Here is a 17,724-nt window from a genome sequence, read left to right as displayed (position 1 = left end):
GCAGACGTTGGCGCATCCCGCGCCATCGACGCCCGACTGGCCGCCGGGTGCTCACTGACGTCCGAGAGAGCCGGGCTCAGACCTTCTCGAAATCGATCCGCTCCGCCACAGGCAATCCCTGAAGATAGCGGCGCAGGCAATCCAGCCCCAATTCGACCGCGCCCAGACGGATCCACTCGCGCCCGCCAAGGATGCGCGCGCGCCGGCAGACGACGTCGTCGGTCGTTGCGATCGCCACCCAGATGGTCCCGCCGAGATCGATCCGGTCGCTGCCTTCGTCGAGATCGATCAAGACCGCCAGCGCGTGCGTCGCATCCGCCCCGCTGCGGGCGGCCTGGGCCACCGCCGCGGCGACCTCGGCGGTGAACTCACCGTCGGGCGCCGCACCCGCACGACCGACCGCGGCCAGCAGTTGTGCCCGGTCACGCGCCACCGCGCCGCGGCGGAAGATCATCTCCGCGCCGGGCAGGGGGGCGATGCGGGCGGCGATCTGGCCGGCCGTGAACGTTTCGACCACCGCCAGGGTGGCCTGGTGCCCGGTCAGCGCCGCAAGCACGACGCCTTCCAGCGTCTGGTCGTCCTCGGCGACGATGAAGTTGCCCAGGCGCTCGTGCACCGCGGCCTCCACCGGCGCCAGCTTGCGCCGCACATCGCCCATATCCGTGCCGCGCGCCGTCAGTTTGGTCTCGATCTGCGGATAATGCGCGCGGAAGCCCAGCTTCACACTGCCGTCCGGCACCATGGCCTCGACCCCGGCCAGCAGCGTGTCCACGTGTGATTCGCCAAGGCCGTAGCTGTGAAGCCGCTTCAGAAAGATCGATGTCGGTGCGCCGCTGCGTGCCAGCAGGCGGGGGATGATCTGCTCCTCCAGCATCCGGCGCAGCTCGCGCGGCACGCCGGGGGTGAAGAAGAAGCGCGCCTTGCCGATATCCATGGAGAAGCCGCAGGCCGTGCCGATCGGATTGTCGAGGATCTCGGCGCCGGCCGGCAGCATCGCCTGCTTGCGGTTGTTGGGCGGCATAACGCGGCTGCGCCGGGTGAAGAACGCTTCCATCCGCGCCAGCCATTCCTCATCAAGGACGAGATCGACGCCCCCCGCCTGGGCTGCGACTTCCTGCGACAGGTCATCCACCGTGGGGCCGAGGCCGCCATTGACGATGACGGCATCGGCGCGCTCGCCGGCCAGCCGGAACGCCTGCAGCAGACTGTCCCGATCGTCGCCAACAGTGGTGCCCCAGAACACCGAGAGCCCGGCATCCTCCAGCTTCTGGCTCATATAGCTGAAATTCGTGTTCACGATCTTGCCGGTGAGGACCTCGTCCCCGGTGCAGATGATCTCGATGCGCATGCTGCCGCCCGTTGCAATGTTGGTTCTGGACGATGGCGCCAGCCCTGCTGGCCGCGGTGCCTTCAGCCCGCGGTTGCCCGCGCCGCGGCCAGCACATCGATGGCGGCCGCCCAGGCGTCGCAGGTATGCCGCACGTCCTCGGCCGTGTGGGCGAGCGAGACATAGTATTTCGACTCGCCCTTCATGATGCCGCGCTCGCGCAGCAGCGCGTTGAAGCGCCGGAGCAGGCCGGCATCACCGCGCAGCGTGTCACGGTAGTCGCGGATCTCGCCATCCGTGAACACGACGTCGAACAGCGGCGGCTCGCCGATCACCTGTGCCGGCAGCCCGGCACGCATCAACATTTCCGACAGGGCTTCCATCAGCGCGCGGCCGGTTGCGAACAGCTGCTGATAGGTGCCGGGGCGCTTCAGGATCTCGAGCGTCGCCAGCCCGGCCGTGGCGGCAACAGGGTTGCCGGACAGCGTGCCGATCTGCATCAGGAAGCCGTCATCGCCGACCAGGCTGCGGTCGAAATGGGCCATGATCTCCTCCCGCCCGGCAACGGCTGCCAGCGGGAAGCCGCCGCCAATGACCTTGCCCAGCGTGCACAGGTCGGGCGTGACGCCGTAATATTCCTGCGCGCCGCCATAGGCGAAGCGGAAGCCTGTCACCACCTCGTCGAAGATCAGGGGAATGCCGCGCTCGGCCGTCAGCTTGCGCAGCCCTTGCAGGAAACCCGGCGCGGGCGGGATCAGGCGCTGGAACGGCTCGACGATGACGCCGGCGAGCGCGTCGTGATGCGTGGCGATCAGGCCGGCGACGGCATCCAGGTCGTTGAACGGGGCGACCAGCATCTCGTCCTGCACGCTGCGCGGAATGCCGGCGGAATCCGGAATCGGCTGCGGCGAGTTGCCGGGGCGTTTCGGGGCCAGGCTCATGAGCGCGTAGTCGCTCATGCCATGATAGCCGCCCTCGAACTTCAGGATCTTGTCGCGCTTGCGGAATGCCCGGGCGGCGCGCATGGCATAAAGGTCGGCCTCGGTGCCGCTGGTCACGAAGCGGACCTTGTCGGCGCAGGGCATGGCCGCGACGATAGCTTGTGCAAGCAGGATGCCGTGGCGGTTGTTGGCGAAGAATGTCGTGCCCTGCGGCAGCTGCGCCTGCACCGCCGCGGTGACCTCGGGATGGGCATGGCCGACCAGCATCGGGCCGGAGCCCAGCAGGAAATCGACGTATTCATTGCCACTCTCGTCCCAGACGCGGCCGCCACGGCCGGCGCGGATGATCACCTCGGGCGCGAAATTGCCGAACCCGCCGGCGGGCAGAACCCGCTTCGCCGTCTCGATGAGGCCCAGTTCGACATCACTGCGTGTGTTCGCGGTCATGCGATCCTCGCTTTCCTGCGTGTTGACGGAATGATCATCCCGAAGCCGGACGCTGTCCACCGGTCGCGATGGCAGCTTTCATCGATCACGTTTCCTGCGATCACACCGCCATGCGGCGCTTCTGGTGGGCGCGGCCGATGGCGGCAGTGTCCTGGCGGTGGCCGGCCACGACGCGCACGCCTTCGTCGATGCGGGCGGCGATGTTCGCGGGCGTGCAGGCTTCCAGGAACGCGACCTTGTGCTTCCGGCATGCGGCGAGGATACGGTCGCGCGCTGCCTGCATTTCCGGCGGGTATGGGTCGTTGCGAACGGTGACGTAGCCGAGCGACAGGCCGAGGTCGCCGGGGCCGATCTCTGCGAAGCCGATGCCGGGCACGGCGATGATCGACTCGCAGTTGGCCACGCCCTCCGGGCTTTCGATCTTCACCCCCAGCAGCAGCTCGCCCTGTGGATTAAGCGGCCAGGTGTCGCCGCGGGCCAGGTAGTCCTGCTCGGAGATCCCCCAGATCGCGGCGGCGGTTGCCTCCGAGCCGCGGCCGCGCGTGCCGACACCCAGCAGGGTCGTGGCGGAAGGCACGCCGCGTCCCGCGCCCTGCATGCGCGCGAGCGGCGAGGGCAGGGCAGGGTCCACGCCTGCGGCGTGGTGCGGATAGCGACAGGCCTCGACGAAGGCGCGCGTGGCCTCGGCAGATTCGGCCTGGCAGAGCAGGACGCCGTGCACGCCGCGGCCGAGGATCTGGCGGAACTGCCAGGCGTTGAACCGCACATTGGCCTCGTCCGTGCCGTTCACCGGCGCCTCGACGATGACCGCGGGCGTGCGGTGGCCGGAGCGGGTGGGGCCGCCATCCACCAGCCCGCGCATGTATTCGGCGAGGCCGGCCATGTCGAACGCGCCGTGTTCCATGCCGACATTGATGTAGTCGGCCCAGGTCTGGGCATCTTCGCATCCCTGGGCGTGCGTCAGGACGTGGCCGGTGTGCGGGCCATCATAGTAGATCGCCACGTTCTGCCCCAGCAGCTCTATGGCCCGGTTGATCCGGTTTGCCACGGTCGTTCCCTCCCCACGGTTGCGCCGCCGTTACCGCAACGCTAGCAGCTTCCGGTGCGGGGGAAATGGCGGGGTCAGGGCTGGGCGGGCACCAGCACCGCGTCGGCCTCCACGCTCGCCTGGATGTCGACATCCTGAGCCTCGGCGCGCGGTGGCGGCATCGGGGCGGCGCTTGCGACCGCCATGGCCATGGCCCGCGGCATCGGCGGGGAGGGGCGACTGCCGTCCAGGCGCACCTCGCGGAACGACACGAAGCGCAGGCCAAGGATGCCGGCCGCTTCTTCGGCCCGGGCGCGCAGCGCGCCGAGAGCGATCTTCGTCGCCTCGGACTGCGCCTTGCGGGCCTTCTCGGGCGAGACCTGCCAGGCGAGCTGCTCCAGCCCCAGGCCCTGCCCCTGCAGCCGGCCCACCAGCTTGAGCATCTCCGCCCCGTCGCTGCCCTTCAGCGCGATCGTCTGGCCGGCATTCCACTGCGTGCTCGGCTGCGTGCGCTGCCACACCTGATACGACCCAGTGCTGGTCGCGATGCCCGGCACCTTCCTTGCCTCGTCCAGCGCCTTTCCGACCATCGCGTTCACCCGCGCCTGTGCCTCGGCCGCCGTGGCCGCGGCGCCGTCGGCGCGCAGTGTGGCGACGATCTGGTCCGGGGGCACGGCAACATGCGCGGTCTCCGACAGGCGCAGCAGCGTGTCGGCGGCGGCGGGCTGCACGAGTGCGGCCAGGATGGCCAGAGTGCTGAACGTCTTCGTGCCGAACGTCTTCATGGGGCCCTCGCAACGATGGTCGACTGTGGACACCGTGGCGCGCTGGTGTGGCGAAGCGAAGGCACCGCCTACGGCGCCAGGATCCTGGCGAGGACGTCGGCCGCATGCCGGCATTGGGCCGACGTGACATTGAGATGCGTGGTGGCACGGATCGTGCGCGGTGCGAAGGCCGAAACCAGGACACCCTGCTCCTGCGCCCGCCGCACCACCGTGGCGGCATCGGGCAGCGGCGGCGGCAGACGGAAGATCACGATATTGGTCTGCACGGTGGCAAGATCGATATCCGCCTTGGTGTCCGCGATGCGTTCGGCCAGTCTGCGGGCATTGGCGTGGTCCTCGGCCAGATGGTCCAGGCCACGGTCCAGCGCGTGCAGCCCGGCCGCCGCCAGGATGCCTGACTGGCGCATGGCGCCGCCGAACATCCGCCGCGCCCGCACGGCGCGCTGCATGGCCTCCCTGGTTCCGGCGACGAGGCTGCCGACGGGGCAGCCGAGGCCCTTGGACAGCGCCACCGAGACCACATCGAACGGCGCTGCGAGTTCGGCGAGCGAGCGCCCCGTTGCCACTGCCGCATTGAACAGCCGCGCGCCATCGAGATAGGTGCCGGCGCCGAGCGCGCTTGCGTCCCGGCAGATGGCGACCACCTCGTCCTGCGGGAAGATGACGCCGCCGCCCCGATTATGCGTGTTCTCGATCACCACGAGCGTGGTCGGCGGGAACACGATATGGCCCGCCGGCTTGTGGGCCGAGCGGAAATCGGCGGCGGTGAACAGCCCGCCCTTGCCGGCCACGGTGAACTGCACGCCGGAATTGGCGGCGGAGGCGCCGGCCTCGTGCCAGACGATATGCGCCTCCTCGCCGACGACGACCTCGTCGCCAGGGCGGGTCAGCAGCTTGAGGCCGATCTGGTTGGCCATGGTGCCGCTGGGCACGAACAGCGCCGCTTCCTTGCCAAGCAGCCCGGCCACCCGCTCCTGCAGCCGGTTGACCGATGGATCCTCGCCATACTGGTCGTCCCCCACCGGGGCCGCGGCCATGGCGGCCCGCATCGCGTCGGACGGGAGGGTGACGGTGTCCGAGCGCAGGTCGATGCGGTCCATGGCCGAGTTCCTTGATAGAGGGTCGCGTCAGTGGATTTCCGGTTCCGCCGTCGCCGCCGTGCCTTCCAGGACGCGATAGTCGCATCCCTCGTTCGCCTGTGTCACCTCGCGCGCGTGCAGCCGGCCGAAGCCACGCACGTAATGCGGCGCCGGGGCGGTCCAGGCGGCGCGGCGGGTGGCCAGCTCGGCCTCGCTCACCTCCAGCGTCAGTCTGCGCGCGGCCACGTCCAGCGTGATCAGGTCGCCGCTGCGCACCAGGGCCAATGGGCCACCCACCGCGCTTTCGGGTGCCACATGCAACACGCAGGTGCCGTAGCTGGTGCCGGACATGCGGGCGTCGGAGATGCGCACCATGTCGCGCACGCCCTGCTTCAGGATCTTCTTCGGCAGCGGCAGCATGCCCCATTCCGGCATGCCCGGCCCGCCGATCGGGCCCGCGTTGCGCAGCACCAGCACGCTGTCCGGCGTCACCTCCAGATCGGGGTCGTCCAGCCGCCGGGACATGTCATTGTAGTCCTCGAAGACGACCGCCGGACCGGTGTGCTGCAGCAGGCGCGGGTCGGCGGCGCTGTGCTTGATCACCGCGCCGTCCGGGCACAGATTCCCGCGCAAGACGGACAGCCCGCCCTCCGGCTTCAGCGGGCTGTCGAGCGGGCGGATGACGTCGTCGTTCAACACCTTGGCGCCGGCGATACCCTCGCCCAGCGTCTTGCCGGACACGGTCATCGCCGAGCGGTCGAGCAGGTCGCCCAGCCGCTCCATCAGCGCCCGCAATCCGCCAGCGTAGTAGAAATCCTCCATCAGATACGTGCTGCCGGACGGGCGGATATTGGCCAGTAGCGGCGTTGCTCGGGACAATGCGTCGAACCGGTCGAGGTCCAGCCCCACGCCGATCCGCCGCGCCATGGCGATCAGGTGCACGATCGAGTTGGTCGATCCGCCGATGGCCATCGCCACCTTCACGGCATTGTCGAAGCTCGCCTGGGTCAGGAAGGCCGTGGGCTTCATGTCATCCCACACCATTTCCACGATCCGCCGCCCGCAGGCCGTGGCCATGCGGGCGTGGTTGGAATCGGCCGCGGGAATGGACGAGCTGCCCGGCAGCGCCAGGCCCAGCGCCTCGGTGGCCGATGTCATGGTGCTGGCGGTGCCCATGGTCATGCAGGTGCCCCAGCTGCGGGCGATGCCGTCCTCCACGCCCTGCCAGTCGTTCTCGGTGATGTTGCCGGCGCGCAGTTCGTCCCAGAACTTCCAGCTATCCGAGCCGGAACCCAGCGTGTGGCCGTTCCAGAACCCGCGCAGCATCGGGCCCGCGGGCATGAAGATGCAGGGCAGGTCCATGGACAGCGCGCCCATCACCATGGCCGGCGTGGTCTTGTCGCAGCCGCCCATCAGCACCAGCCCGTCGAACGGCATGGAGCGGGCGATCTCCTCCACCTCCATGGCGAGCAGGTTGCGGTACAGCATCGTGGTCGGCTTCATGTAGTTCTCGGGCAAGGCCAGCGCCGGGATCTCCAGCGGGAAGCCGCCGGCCTGCCACACCCCGCGCTTCACTTCCTCGGCACGGATGCGGAAATGCTGGTGACAGGGGTTGAGGTCGCTCCAGGTGTTGAGGATCCCGATGACCGGCTTGCCCTGCCAGTCCTGCTGCGCATAACCCATCTGCTTGGTGCGGCTGCGATGCCCGAAGCTGCGCAGGTCGGCGACACCGTACCAGCGGTGACTACGGAGCTCTTCCGGGGTCTTACGGGCCATGGTAGCGATATCCTTCCATTTCCGCGGAGGGTGCATCGCCGCTGCGCCGGGGGCAAGTCCCGTGTCGGCAGACGCCGGCGGGGCGGCAAAAGGGAAGGTGACACAGAGGTCACGGAGGGCCACAGAGGACACGGAGAAGAAAGAAAAAGGATGAGGCGCTTCGCGCGCAGCGCCATTCGCTTCCTTCTCCGTGTCCTCTGTGGCCCTCCGTGTCACCTTGCCTTGCTTGGCCTTACGCCCCTCCACGCTCCTTGACGACCGGGATCGCCCCTTTACGCTGGCGCAGCAAGAATGGGGTTCCGCATGCGCTACGTGGTCGCAGCTCTGACGCTTCTGGCGCCACTGCGCCTGGCGACCGTTCAGTGAGTGCGCCCCCGGCGACCGCCGACATCTTGCTGCGCGGCGGCACGGTCATCACCGTCGATCCGGCCCGCCGCGTCATTGCCGACGGCGCGGTTGCCATCGCCGCGGACCGCATCCTGGCCGTGGGCCCGCGCGCGGACATCGAAGCCGCCTACACCGCGCGCCAGGTCATCGACACCACCCACCACGCCATCCTGCCCGGCCTGATCGACGGCCATGCCCATGCCGGGCACGGCCTGGTGAAGACCCTGCATGGCGGCGACTCCGCGGCCTGGAGCGAGGCCTGCCGCGTCATCTATACGACCGCCTCCACGCCCGAATTCTGGCACGCGGAGGCCCGGCTCGCAGCCCTGGAGCGCCTGATGTTCGGAGTCACGACCGGCGTGTCGCTGCTGGGCGGCGGCGACTCGATCCTGCGCACCGACGACTTGGCCCATGGCATCGCGCATTGCCGCGGCGTGACCGAAATCGGCATCCGCGACATCGTCGCCGTCGGTCCCACGCGCCCGCCGCATCCCCGCGTTTATGCAAGCTGGGAGGGGGGCGTCCGCCACGAATACCCCGTCAGCTTCGAGCGGCAGCTGGAGACGATCGAGGCTCTGATCGAGACCTGCCACGGCCGCGGCCGCATCGGGGTCGCCACCCTGATGCCGGTCTATGCCGAGGCGGAGCACGATCCCGTCGCCGTCGCGCTGATCGCTCGCCAGGGCCGGCTGGTGCGCGATCTGGGCCGCAAGCACGGGCTGATCTTCCATCAGGATGGCCACCACAGCGGCAGCCTGGACATGGCCGACAGGATGTTCGGCCTGCTCGGCCCCGACGCCACCATGTCGCACTCCACCGACCTGACCGACGCGGACATCGAGGCCGCCGCCCGGCATGGCGCCAGCATCGTACACAATCCTTCGGCCATCGCTTCGGTGCGCGGCTACTGCCCGGTGCCGCGCCTGCTCGACCGCGGCGTGAACGTGATGCTCGGCTCGGACGGCACCGCGCCGGACCGCAGCACCGACATGTTCCGCCACATGTTCCAGTGCATGCGCCTGCACCAGCGCCAGCATCGCGACGAACGGCTGATGCCGCCCGGCAAGCTGCTGGAGATGGTCACCATCGACGCCGCGCGCGGCCTGAACATCGCCCACGAGGTCGGCAGCCTGGAGGCCGGCAAGAAGGCCGACATCATCACCGTCGATCTGCGCAAGCCGCATCTGTATCCGCTGAACATGCCGGTGTGGCGCGTGGTCTGTTTCGCCAACGGCCAGGACGTGGACACGGTCATCGTCGACGGCCGGATCCTGATGCGTGCCCGCGCTGTCGCCCATGTCGACACCAACGAGATCCTCGACGCCGCCCAGGCGGAAACCGGATTGATGCTGGACCGGGCCGGCCTGCGCGCCGCGCTGGCCGAGCCACCGACCCTTTGGGGCAAGGCGCGGCACTGATCCGGCCGCATGGACCTCTGGATTCCCATCACGCTGACGGCTGCCCTGGTGCAGACCTGGCGGACGGCGCTGCAGCAGAAGCTGCGCAGCGTGCTGTCGGTGAATGCCGCGGGCGTCGTGCGCTACATGTATGCGATCCCCACCGGCATCCTGATGCTGGCGGTGGTGATGATCATCACCGGCAAGGCGATGCCGGATCCCAACTGGCGCTTTCTGTTCGCCTGCGTCACCGGCGGCTTGTTGCAGATCTTCGGCACGTCGCTGCTGATCATGGCGTTCGGCTTCCGCAGCTTCGCCGTCGGCACCGCCTACGCCAAGACCGAGGCCGTGCAGGGCGCCATCGCGGCCTGGATCCTCCTGGATGAGGTGCTGACGTTGCAATCCTGGATCGGCATCGGCATCGGCGTGGGCGGCGTGCTCGTGCTGTCGCTCGCCGGCCGTGGCCTGAAGCCAGGCGAATTCCTCGCCGCCACATTCCAGCCCGCCGCCCTGTGCGGCCTGGGCGCCGGCTTCTGCTTCGCCCTGACCTCGATCTGCATCAAGGAAGCCAACCGCGCGCTCGGCCCGAACGACGTGATCCTGCAGGCGGTCTTCTCGCTCGTGATCACCAACGTGCTGCAGACCCTGATGCAAGGCTCCTGGCTCGCCTGGCGCGAACCGGCCCAGTTGCGTGCGACCTTCACGACATGGCGCAGCTCGGCCTGGGTCGGCACCTTGTCCGCCCTCGGCTCAGCCTGCTGGTGGACCGCCTTCGCCTTGGCGCCTGTGGCTCTGGTGCGCTCGGTCGGTCAGGTGGAGATGGTGTTCACGCTGATTTTCAGCCGGTTCTACCTGAAAGAGAAAACCCGCCGCTGGGACGTCGCCGGTCTCGTCCTGGTCGTCGGCAGCGTGGTACTGATCCTGAGCGGGCGGTAGGGAAGGCCAGGGGGCAGCGCCTCTGGCCTTCCTTCTGTTCAGATCATCAGCTCGATCACGAACGGCCCGCTTCGGGTCGTGGATTGGGTGAACAGGTCGTTGAACTGTTCCATCGTGGTCGCGCGGGCGCCTTCGACGCCCATGCCGGCGGCCATCTTCACGAAGTCCAGATCCGGGCTGCCCAGGTCGAGCATGTCGAGGGCGGTGCGGCCGGGGTTGGCGCCCACGTTCGCCAGTTCGTGGAGCAGGATCGCGTATTTGCGGTTCGAGAAGATCACCGTGGTGACGTCGAGCTTCTCGCGTGCCTGGGTCCACAGCCCCTGGATCGTGTACATCGCCGAGCCGTCGGCCTGCAGGTTCACCACGCGCCGGCCCGGTGCCGCAACCGCGGCCCCGGTGGCCAGCGGAATGCCGCCGCCGATGGCGCCGCCGGTGACGGACAGCCAGTCGTGGCGCGCGGCGCCGTGGGTGTTCGGGTAGATGGCGCGGCCGAAGGTGACGCTCTCGTCGGCGACGATGGCGTTCTCCGGCAGCAGGGCGGTGAGCGACTGGGCGAAGGCTTCGCTGCTGACCGCGCCCTTCGCGGGATCAGGACGGGCGCCGTAGTCGGGCGCCGGCACGGGGGCGGCGCCGAGTTCCTCGGCCAGGGCTGCCAACGCCGATGCTTGGTCGTGTTCGGGGCGCGTCATCACGTGCACATTGGCGTCGGCCGGCACGGGGCTGCCGGGCTTGCCGGGATAGGCGAAGAAGATCACCGGCTTGATGGCGCCGATCAGAATCACGTGGCGCACGCCCTTCAGGCGCTCGACCGCCTGGTCCACGGGATAAGGTACGCGGTTGATCGGGTGGCGGCCGATGCCGCGCTCGATCCGGCCGTTCGAGCCCTGGGCGAGCATGTCGGCGCCGGTGGCGGCGGCGATGCGGTGGGCGTCGGCCAGCGCGCCGGCGCGCAGGGCGCCATTGCCCAGCACCAGCAGCACCTTCTCGCCGCTGCGCAGGATGCGGGCGGCGGTCTGGATGGCGTGCGGCGTCGCCTGCGGCGCCGGCGGCACGGGCAGCGGTTTGGCGACCACGCCGCCGGGGTTCCAGCAGGTATCGGAGGGCAGGATCAGCGTGGCAATCTGGCCGGGCGAGGTCTGCGCCGCCTGCACCGCCACTGCCGCGTCCGCGCCCACATGCTCGGCATGCGTGGCGGTGCGCACCCAGCCGGAGACACCGCGCGCGAAGCCTTCGGTGTCGGCGGTCAGCGGTGCGTCGAGCGGCCGGTGATACGTGGCCTGGTCGCCGACGCAGTTCACCATCATCGTGTTGGCGCGGCGCCCGTTGTGCAGGTTGGCCAGGGCGTTGGCCAGGCCCGGGCCGCAATGCAGCAGGGTGGCGGCGGGCTTGCCGGCCATGCGGGCATAGCCGTCGGCGGCACCGGTCACCACGCCTTCGAACAGGCCGAGCACGCAGCGCATGCCCGGAACTCGGTCCAGCGCAGCGACGAAGTGCATCTCGCTGGTGCCTGGATTGGCGAAACACGTATCGACGCCACTGGCCAGCAGCGTATGCACCAGGCTCTCCGCCCCATTCATGGACATCCCGACTCCATCTTGTTACCCAAGCTCCCAGACTGCGCGAGCATCTGCGCCCGCGCAAGCAGCGGAGCCGACGACGCGCCATGACAACGATTCTCTATTCCGAGGCGATGTATGCCGACGACAGCGTGGAGCGCGCGGTGTTCGGCCCGGATGTGCGTATCGTTACGCGCGACGCCACGAGCCTCGCCGACCTGAGCGAAGCCGACTGCGCCGAAGCGGACGGGCTGATGCTGTTCCGCCATTTCGCCCCGGCCGCCGAACTCGCCCGCTTCACCAGGCTGCGGGCGATCGTGCGCATGGGCGTCGGCTACGACCGCATCGACCGCGCCGCCGCGGCCGCCCAGGGCATCATGATCTGCAATGTGCCGGACTACGGAACGATGGAAGTGGCCGACCACGCGATCGCGCTGACGCTGGCGCTGCGCCGCGGGCTGCTCCTGCATCACGAGGCACAGCGGCGCACCCCGCCGGCCCCGTGGTCGGTCATCGACACGCCGCTGGTCCGCCGGCTGACCGTGCAGACCTTCGGCGTGATCGGCCTGGGGCGCATCGGCACCGCGGCGGCGCTGCGGGCGAAGGCGCTGGGCTTCAAGGTGGTGTTCTACGACCCCTACCGCCCGAACGGCGCGGATCTGGCCCTGGGCATCGGCCGGGCCAGGACGCTGCAGGAGTTGCTGCAGCAGTCCGACGTGCTGTCGGTGCACGCACCGCTGACGCCCGAGACGAAAGGCATGCTGGGCCTCGCCGAGCTGTCGTTGCTGCCGCAGGGCGCGGTGGTGGTGAACACCGCGCGCGGCCCGATCATCGACCTGGGCGCGCTGGAGGTGCTGCTGCGCGACGGCCAGATCGCTGGCGCCGGCCTGGACGTGCTGCCGGTCGAGCCGCCGCCGGAGCCGGTGCCCGACCTGCTGCGCGCCTACCGTGCCCGCGAGGAATGGCTGGAGGGGCGGCTGATCATCACCCCGCATTCCGCCTTCCACACGCCGGAGGCCTGGGACGACATCCGCCGCAAATCGGCCGAGACGATGGCGGCCGCGTTGCTGAACGGAGCGCCACAGAATGTGATTCCGCCCGACAGTTTCTAGATCACCAGCCCGCCGTCCACGTGCAGCGCCTGGCCGGTGATGTAGGCGGCGTCGGCTGAGGCGAGGAACGCGACTGCCGCCGCCACCTCGTCCGGCAGGCCCGGGCGGCCCAGCGGGATGCTGGCCATCTGCTTCTGGTAGACGGCCGGGTCCATGGCGGCATGCGTGCCGGGGTCCTTGCGGATGAAGCCGGGCACCACCGCGTTCACCGTCACCAGGTCCGGCGCCAGTTCGATCGCCAGCGCCCGCACCAGCGCCTCCAGCCCCGCCTTGGCGGCGGCCGAGGCCGGAAACAGCGTCACATCGGTACGGAACGCATGCGCGACGAAACTGCTGACCGCCACCACCCGCGCATCCTGCCCGGCACGCAGATGCGGCAGGGCGGCGCGGGCCAGCCGCAGGAAGCCCCACTGGATCGCGTCCTGCGAACGGGCGAAGGCTTCGTCGGTCATGCCGTCCAGTCGCGTGCGGTCGGCGAAGCCGGCGTTGCTGACCAGCACATGCAGCCCGCCGAACCGTTCCACGGCGCCGGCCACCAGGGCCTCCGGCACCGCCGGATCGGCGAGGTCGCCGAGCATCACCTCGGCTTCTGCGCCGGCGGCGCGCGCCGCTTCGGCCACGCGTGCGGCCCCCGCCTCGTTGCGCCGCGTGTGTACCAGCAGCGCCACCCCCGGTGCCGCCAGCTTGCGGCACACCGCGGCGCCGATGCCGCTGGCCGCGCCGGTTACGATCACAACACGTCGTTCCGCCATATCCGTCTCCCGGTTGCGCGCCTGCCGGCGCCGCCGCTAGCCTGCCCGGGAACGAGGGGAATGAGAACCATGGCCGACCTGCCCGAAGCCGACGCCGCCACGCGTGCCTATCTGATGCAGTGGCTCGACACCTTCGCCGGCTATGTCCGCGAGGTCGATTACGCCTCGGCCCGTCCCCTGTTCCATCCCGACGTGCTGGCCTTCGGCACGCATCGCGACGTGATTGCGGGCGTGCAATCCTGGATGGACACGCAATGGGACAATGTGTGGCCGAAGACCGCGGATTTCCGTTTCGCTCTCGACGCCACCCGTATCCTGGCCGCCGATGACGGCAGCATGGCCGTGGCGGTCGCGCCCTGGACCAGCACCGGCTTTCATCAGGACGGCAGCAGGTTCGACCGCCCGGGCCGCGCCACCATGATCTTCCACAAGTCCGGCGGCACCTGGCTGTGTGTGCACTCGCACATGTCGCTGAACCGCGGCGTGCCGCAGCAAAGTCATGCCAACCGCCCGGTGAAGGCACGCTGATCGCGCGCCGCGCCGCCTGCCGGCGACCGTTGACACCCGAGCGTCAGCAACCGCACCCTGCGGCTTCGGGAGAGCAACGAGGAAACGGCAATGGCGCATGATGACGACGGCTCGGACAAGCGTCTGCGGAGCCGGCGCTGGTTCGACAATCCCCACGATCCCGCGATGACCGCGCTCTATGTCGAGCGCTATCTGAATTTCGGGCTGACGCGCGAGGAGCTGCAGGGCGGCAAGCCGATCATCGGCATTGCCCAGACCGGCTCCGACCTGTCGCCGTGCAATCGTCACCATCTGGATCTCGCCACCCGCGTGCGCGACGGCATCCGTGCCGCCGGCGGCATTCCCCTGGAATTTCCGATCCATCCAATCCAGGAGACCGGCAAGCGCCCGACCGCGGCGCTGGACCGCAACCTCGCCTATCTGAGCCTGGTCGAGGTGCTGCACGGCTATCCGATCGACGGCGTGGTGCTCACCACCGGCTGCGACAAGACCACGCCGGCCTGCCTGATGGGGGCGGCGACGGTGAACATCCCGGCCATCGTGCTGTCCGGTGGGCCGATGCTCGACGGCTGGTGGCAGGGCAAGCTGTCCGGGTCCGGCACCATCGTGTGGGAAGGGCGCAAGCTCTACGCCGAGGGCAAGATCAACTACGAAGAGTTCATGAAGATGGTGGCGTCCTCCGCGCCATCGGTCGGCCACTGCAACACCATGGGCACGGCGTTGTCGATGAACAGCCTGGCCGAGGCGCTGGGCATGTCGCTGCCCGGCTGCGCCGCCATTCCCGGCCCCTATCGCGAACGCGGCCAGATGGCGTTCGAGACCGGCCGCCGCATCGTCGACATGGTGCACGAGAACCTGCGCCCGTCCGACATCATGACCAAGCAGGCGTTCGACAACGCGGTGGTCGCGGCGGCCGCGCTCGGGGCCAGCTCGAACTGCCCCATCCACATGGTCGCCATCGCGCGGCACATGGGTGTGGATCATTCGCTGGACGACTGGCAGCGCCTCGGGCCCGATGTGGCGCTGCTGGTGGACTGCCAGCCCGCCGGCCGCTTCCTGGGCGAGCGTTTCCATCGCGGCGGCGGCGTGCCCGCGGTGATGAAGGAACTGCTGCAGGCCGGGAAGTTGCATGGCGGCGCCATGACCGTGACCGGCAAGACCGTCGCCGAGAACCTGGAAGGCGTGCCCGACGGCGACCGCGAGGTGATCCGCGCCTACGCCAGGCCGATGAAGGAAGCCGCCGGCTACGTGGTGATGTCCGGCAACCTGTTCGACAACGCGGTGATGAAGATCAGCGTCATCGACAAGGAATTCCGCGACCGTTTCCTGTCCAGCCCAGACCACCCCAACGTGTTCGAAGGCAAGGCCATCGTCTTCGAGGGTCCCGAGGACTATCACGCCCGCATCGAGGACCCCGACCTGGGCGTGGAGGACCAGTCCGTGCTGGTGATCCGCAACTGCGGTCCCGTCGGCTACCCGGGCAGCGCCGAAGTGGTGAACATGCAGCCGCCGGCCAGCATGCTGAAGCGCGGCATCAACGCGCTGCCCACGATGGGCGACGGCCGCCAGTCCGGCACGTCCGGCTCCCCGTCGATCCTGAACGTCTCCCCCGAAGCCGCCGTCGGCGGCGGCCTCGCCCTGCTCAAGACGGGCGATCGCATCCGGATCGACCTCAACACCCGCAAGGTGGATGTGCTGCTGCCGCCAGGCGAGCTGGACGCGCGCCGCGCTGCCTGGAAGAAGCCGGAGTTGCAGAACCTCACGCCGTGGGAAGAGATCTACCGCAGCATGGTCGGCCAGCTCGGTCACGGCGGCTGCCTGGAGCCGGCAACGCTGTACTTGAACATCCTCGAAACCCGCGGCGAAAGCCGCAACAACCACTAGTCGCCGTGGACTGGCGCGGCGGCCCGCGGCCGTCATGCCATCTGGCCTGAGGAGTTTCCACATGGCAGGACGCCTTGCGGGCAAGGCCGCTTTTGTTACCGCCGCCGCCCAGGGCATCGGCCGGGCGACGGCGCTCGCCTTCGCGGCCGAGGGGGCGCAGGTCTATGCGACCGACCTGAACGGCACGAAAGTGGCCGAGATTGCCGGGCCGGGCCTGCGCACGGCGCAACTCGACGTTCTGAACCCCGCCGCCATCGCCGCCGCGGCGGCGGAATGTGGCCCGGTCGATGTCCTGTTCAACTGCGCCGGCTTCGTACACCAGGGCACCGTCCTGGAAGCGACCGAGGATGAGTGGGATTTCGCGTTCAACCTGAATGCACGATCGATGTTCCGCACCATCCGCACGTTCCTGCCGGGCATGCTCGCGCGCGGCGGCGGGTCGGTGATCAACATGGCTTCGGTGGCCAGCAGCGTGAAAGGCATTCCAAACCGTTTCGTATATGCTACAAGCAAGGCGGCGGTGGTGGGGCTGACCAGGTCGGTGGCGGTGGACTTCGTGAAGCAGGGCATTCGCTGCAACTGCATCTGCCCCGGCACGGTGCAGTCGCCCAGCCTGGACGAGCGTATCGCCGCCAATGCCGCGGCGGCGGGATCGGTCGAGGCGGCGCGGGCAGCGTTCATCGCGCGCCAGGCGATGGGGCGGCTGGGTACGCCCGAGGAGATTGCGGCGTTGGCTGTGTATCTGGCCAGCGATGAAGCGCAGTTCGTGACCGGGCAGGCCTTGGTGATCGACGGCGGCATTTCACTCTAACGGGGACAACGAAACCATGAAGCTGTTGCGATATGGCAAAGTCGGCGCCGAAAAGCCGGGCCTGCTCGATGCCGACGGCAAGATCCGCGATCTGTCCGGCGTCATTGCCGATGTGAACGGATCGACGCTGTCGCCGGCGAGCCTGCGCAAGCTGGCCAAGATCGACCCGGCCACGCTGCCGCTGGCGCGCGGCCGGCCGCGCCTGGGTGCCTGCGTCGCGCGGCCGCTGAACTTCGTGTGCATCGGCCTGAATTATGCAGACCATGCCGCGGAGACCGGCGCGCCGATCCCGAAGGAGCCGATCGTGTTCCTGAAGGCCCTGAGCGCCTATCACGGCCCGAACGATGACGTGAAGATGCCGCGCGGCTCGAAGAAGATGGATTGGGAAGTCGAACTCGGCGTCGTCATCGGCACCACCGCCCGCTATGTGCCGGAAGCCGATGCGATGAAGCATGTCGCCGGCTATTGCGTCATCAACGATGTCAGTGAGCGCGAATTCCAGGCCGAGCGTGGCGGCACCTGGGACAAGGGCAAGGGCTGCGACACGTTCGGCCCCACCGGCCCGTGGATGGTCACGAAGGACGAGGTCAAGGACCCGCAGAACCTGCGGATGTGGCTGGATGTGGACGGCAAGCGCATGCAGGACGGCAGCACGAAGACGATGATCTTCAATGTCCAGCAGATCGTCTCCTACGTGAGCCACTTCATTACCCTGCAGGCCGGTGACGTCATCGCCACCGGCACGCCGCCCGGCGTCGGCCTGGGCAAGAAGCCGAAGCCGGTCTTCCTGAAGGTGGGCCAGACCATGCATCTGGGGATCGAGGGCCTCGGCGAGCAGATGCAGACGGTGGTAGCGGCCTGATACCAACGGCCACCAGATGATCGGATCGGGGCGGCCAGATCACTGGCCGCCCTTTTTCATGCTTCCCACCGTGCTTCCCGCCAATATGGCCGTGCGGACGCGGCCCCGCATTGATGC

Annotated in this window: 15 protein-coding genes; 7 read left to right on the top strand and 8 right to left on the bottom strand. The window is 69.0% G+C overall.

Going from position 1 to position 17,724, the window contains the following annotated elements:
- Positions 1 to 76: 76 nt before the first annotated feature.
- The 6 genes from OL599_RS00645 to araD all read right to left on the bottom strand — a co-directional run bounded on the left by OL599_RS00645 (position 77) and on the right by araD (position 7,382).
- Positions 77 to 1,348, bottom strand: coding sequence for a CinA family nicotinamide mononucleotide deamidase-related protein (locus OL599_RS00645; protein ID WP_264711655.1), 1,272 nt, complete (start codon positions 1,346 to 1,348; stop codon positions 77 to 79).
- A gap of 62 nt (positions 1,349 to 1,410) precedes the next feature.
- Positions 1,411 to 2,715: an aspartate aminotransferase family protein gene (locus tag OL599_RS00640; protein ID WP_264711654.1), complete on the bottom strand. Its 1,305-nt coding sequence runs from the start codon at positions 2,713 to 2,715 to the stop codon at positions 1,411 to 1,413.
- A gap of 100 nt (positions 2,716 to 2,815) precedes the next feature.
- Positions 2,816 to 3,763, bottom strand: coding sequence for an aldolase/citrate lyase family protein (locus tag OL599_RS00635; RefSeq protein WP_264711653.1), 948 nt, complete (start codon positions 3,761 to 3,763; stop codon positions 2,816 to 2,818).
- 74 nt (positions 3,764 to 3,837) lie between these two features.
- Positions 3,838 to 4,527 (bottom strand): SIMPL domain-containing protein, encoded by a 690-nt coding sequence (locus OL599_RS00630; protein ID WP_264711652.1) that lies wholly within the window; start codon positions 4,525 to 4,527, stop codon positions 3,838 to 3,840.
- 68 nt (positions 4,528 to 4,595) lie between these two features.
- A complete protein-coding gene (locus OL599_RS00625) occupies positions 4,596 to 5,627 on the bottom strand; it encodes a threonine aldolase family protein (RefSeq protein WP_264711651.1) in 1,032 nt (343 codons plus the stop codon).
- Between the two features lie 27 nt (positions 5,628 to 5,654).
- Positions 5,655 to 7,382 carry an L-arabinonate dehydratase gene (araD, locus tag OL599_RS00620; protein ID WP_264711650.1) on the bottom strand — a complete coding sequence of 576 codons (1,728 nt, stop codon included), beginning with the start codon at positions 7,380 to 7,382 and terminating at the stop codon, positions 5,655 to 5,657.
- A gap of 362 nt (positions 7,383 to 7,744) precedes the next feature.
- Between araD and OL599_RS00615 the strand changes: the two genes are divergently transcribed.
- Both OL599_RS00615 and OL599_RS00610 read left to right on the top strand, forming a co-directional pair.
- Entirely contained in the window at positions 7,745 to 9,187 is a 1,443-nt protein-coding gene (locus OL599_RS00615) for an amidohydrolase family protein (RefSeq protein WP_264711649.1), read from the top strand.
- Between the two features lie 9 nt (positions 9,188 to 9,196).
- The gene (locus OL599_RS00610) at positions 9,197 to 10,102 is read left to right on the top strand and encodes an EamA family transporter (RefSeq protein WP_264711648.1); all 906 of its coding nucleotides are present in this window, start codon (positions 9,197 to 9,199) and stop codon (positions 10,100 to 10,102) included.
- A gap of 38 nt (positions 10,103 to 10,140) precedes the next feature.
- Here the strand turns inward: OL599_RS00610 and OL599_RS00605 are convergent, their stop codons facing one another.
- The gene (locus tag OL599_RS00605; protein WP_456306670.1) at positions 10,141 to 11,685 is read right to left on the bottom strand and encodes an acetolactate synthase large subunit; all 1,545 of its coding nucleotides are present in this window, start codon (positions 11,683 to 11,685) and stop codon (positions 10,141 to 10,143) included.
- An 80-nt stretch (positions 11,686 to 11,765) separates the two neighbouring features.
- Here OL599_RS00605 and OL599_RS00600 point away from each other — a divergent pair, with 80 nt between their 5' ends.
- On the top strand, positions 11,766 to 12,770 hold the full coding sequence (locus OL599_RS00600) for a C-terminal binding protein (protein WP_264711647.1): 1,005 nt from the start codon (positions 11,766 to 11,768) through the stop codon (positions 12,768 to 12,770).
- Here OL599_RS00600 and OL599_RS00595 read toward each other — a convergent pair.
- Positions 12,767 to 13,522, bottom strand: a complete 756-nt coding sequence (locus OL599_RS00595; RefSeq protein WP_264711646.1) for an SDR family NAD(P)-dependent oxidoreductase — start codon at positions 13,520 to 13,522, stop codon at positions 12,767 to 12,769. The two genes, OL599_RS00600 and OL599_RS00595, sit on opposite strands and share 4 nt — an antisense overlap.
- A gap of 69 nt (positions 13,523 to 13,591) precedes the next feature.
- Between OL599_RS00595 and OL599_RS00590 the strand changes: the two genes are divergently transcribed.
- The 4 genes from OL599_RS00590 (at position 13,592) to OL599_RS00575 (ending at position 17,607) form a co-directional block, all read left to right on the top strand.
- Positions 13,592 to 14,050, top strand: a complete 459-nt coding sequence (locus OL599_RS00590) for a YybH family protein (protein WP_264711645.1) — start codon at positions 13,592 to 13,594, stop codon at positions 14,048 to 14,050.
- A 90-nt stretch (positions 14,051 to 14,140) separates the two neighbouring features.
- Positions 14,141 to 15,934 (top strand): IlvD/Edd family dehydratase, encoded by a 1,794-nt coding sequence (locus OL599_RS00585; RefSeq protein WP_264711644.1) that lies wholly within the window; start codon positions 14,141 to 14,143, stop codon positions 15,932 to 15,934.
- A 61-nt stretch (positions 15,935 to 15,995) separates the two neighbouring features.
- Positions 15,996 to 16,745, top strand: coding sequence for an SDR family oxidoreductase (locus OL599_RS00580; protein ID WP_264711643.1), 750 nt, complete (start codon positions 15,996 to 15,998; stop codon positions 16,743 to 16,745).
- Positions 16,746 to 16,761: 16 nt separating this feature from the next.
- Positions 16,762 to 17,607: a fumarylacetoacetate hydrolase family protein gene (locus OL599_RS00575; RefSeq protein WP_264711642.1), complete on the top strand. Its 846-nt coding sequence runs from the start codon at positions 16,762 to 16,764 to the stop codon at positions 17,605 to 17,607.
- Positions 17,608 to 17,724: the final 117 nt, after the last annotated feature.

The organism is Limobrevibacterium gyesilva (assembly GCF_025989185.1).
Taxonomy (GTDB): Bacteria; Pseudomonadota; Alphaproteobacteria; order Acetobacterales; family Acetobacteraceae; genus Limobrevibacterium; species Limobrevibacterium gyesilva.
The sequence above is the reverse complement of the archived record's forward strand: the minus strand, read 5'-3'. Positions and strand labels throughout refer to the sequence as shown.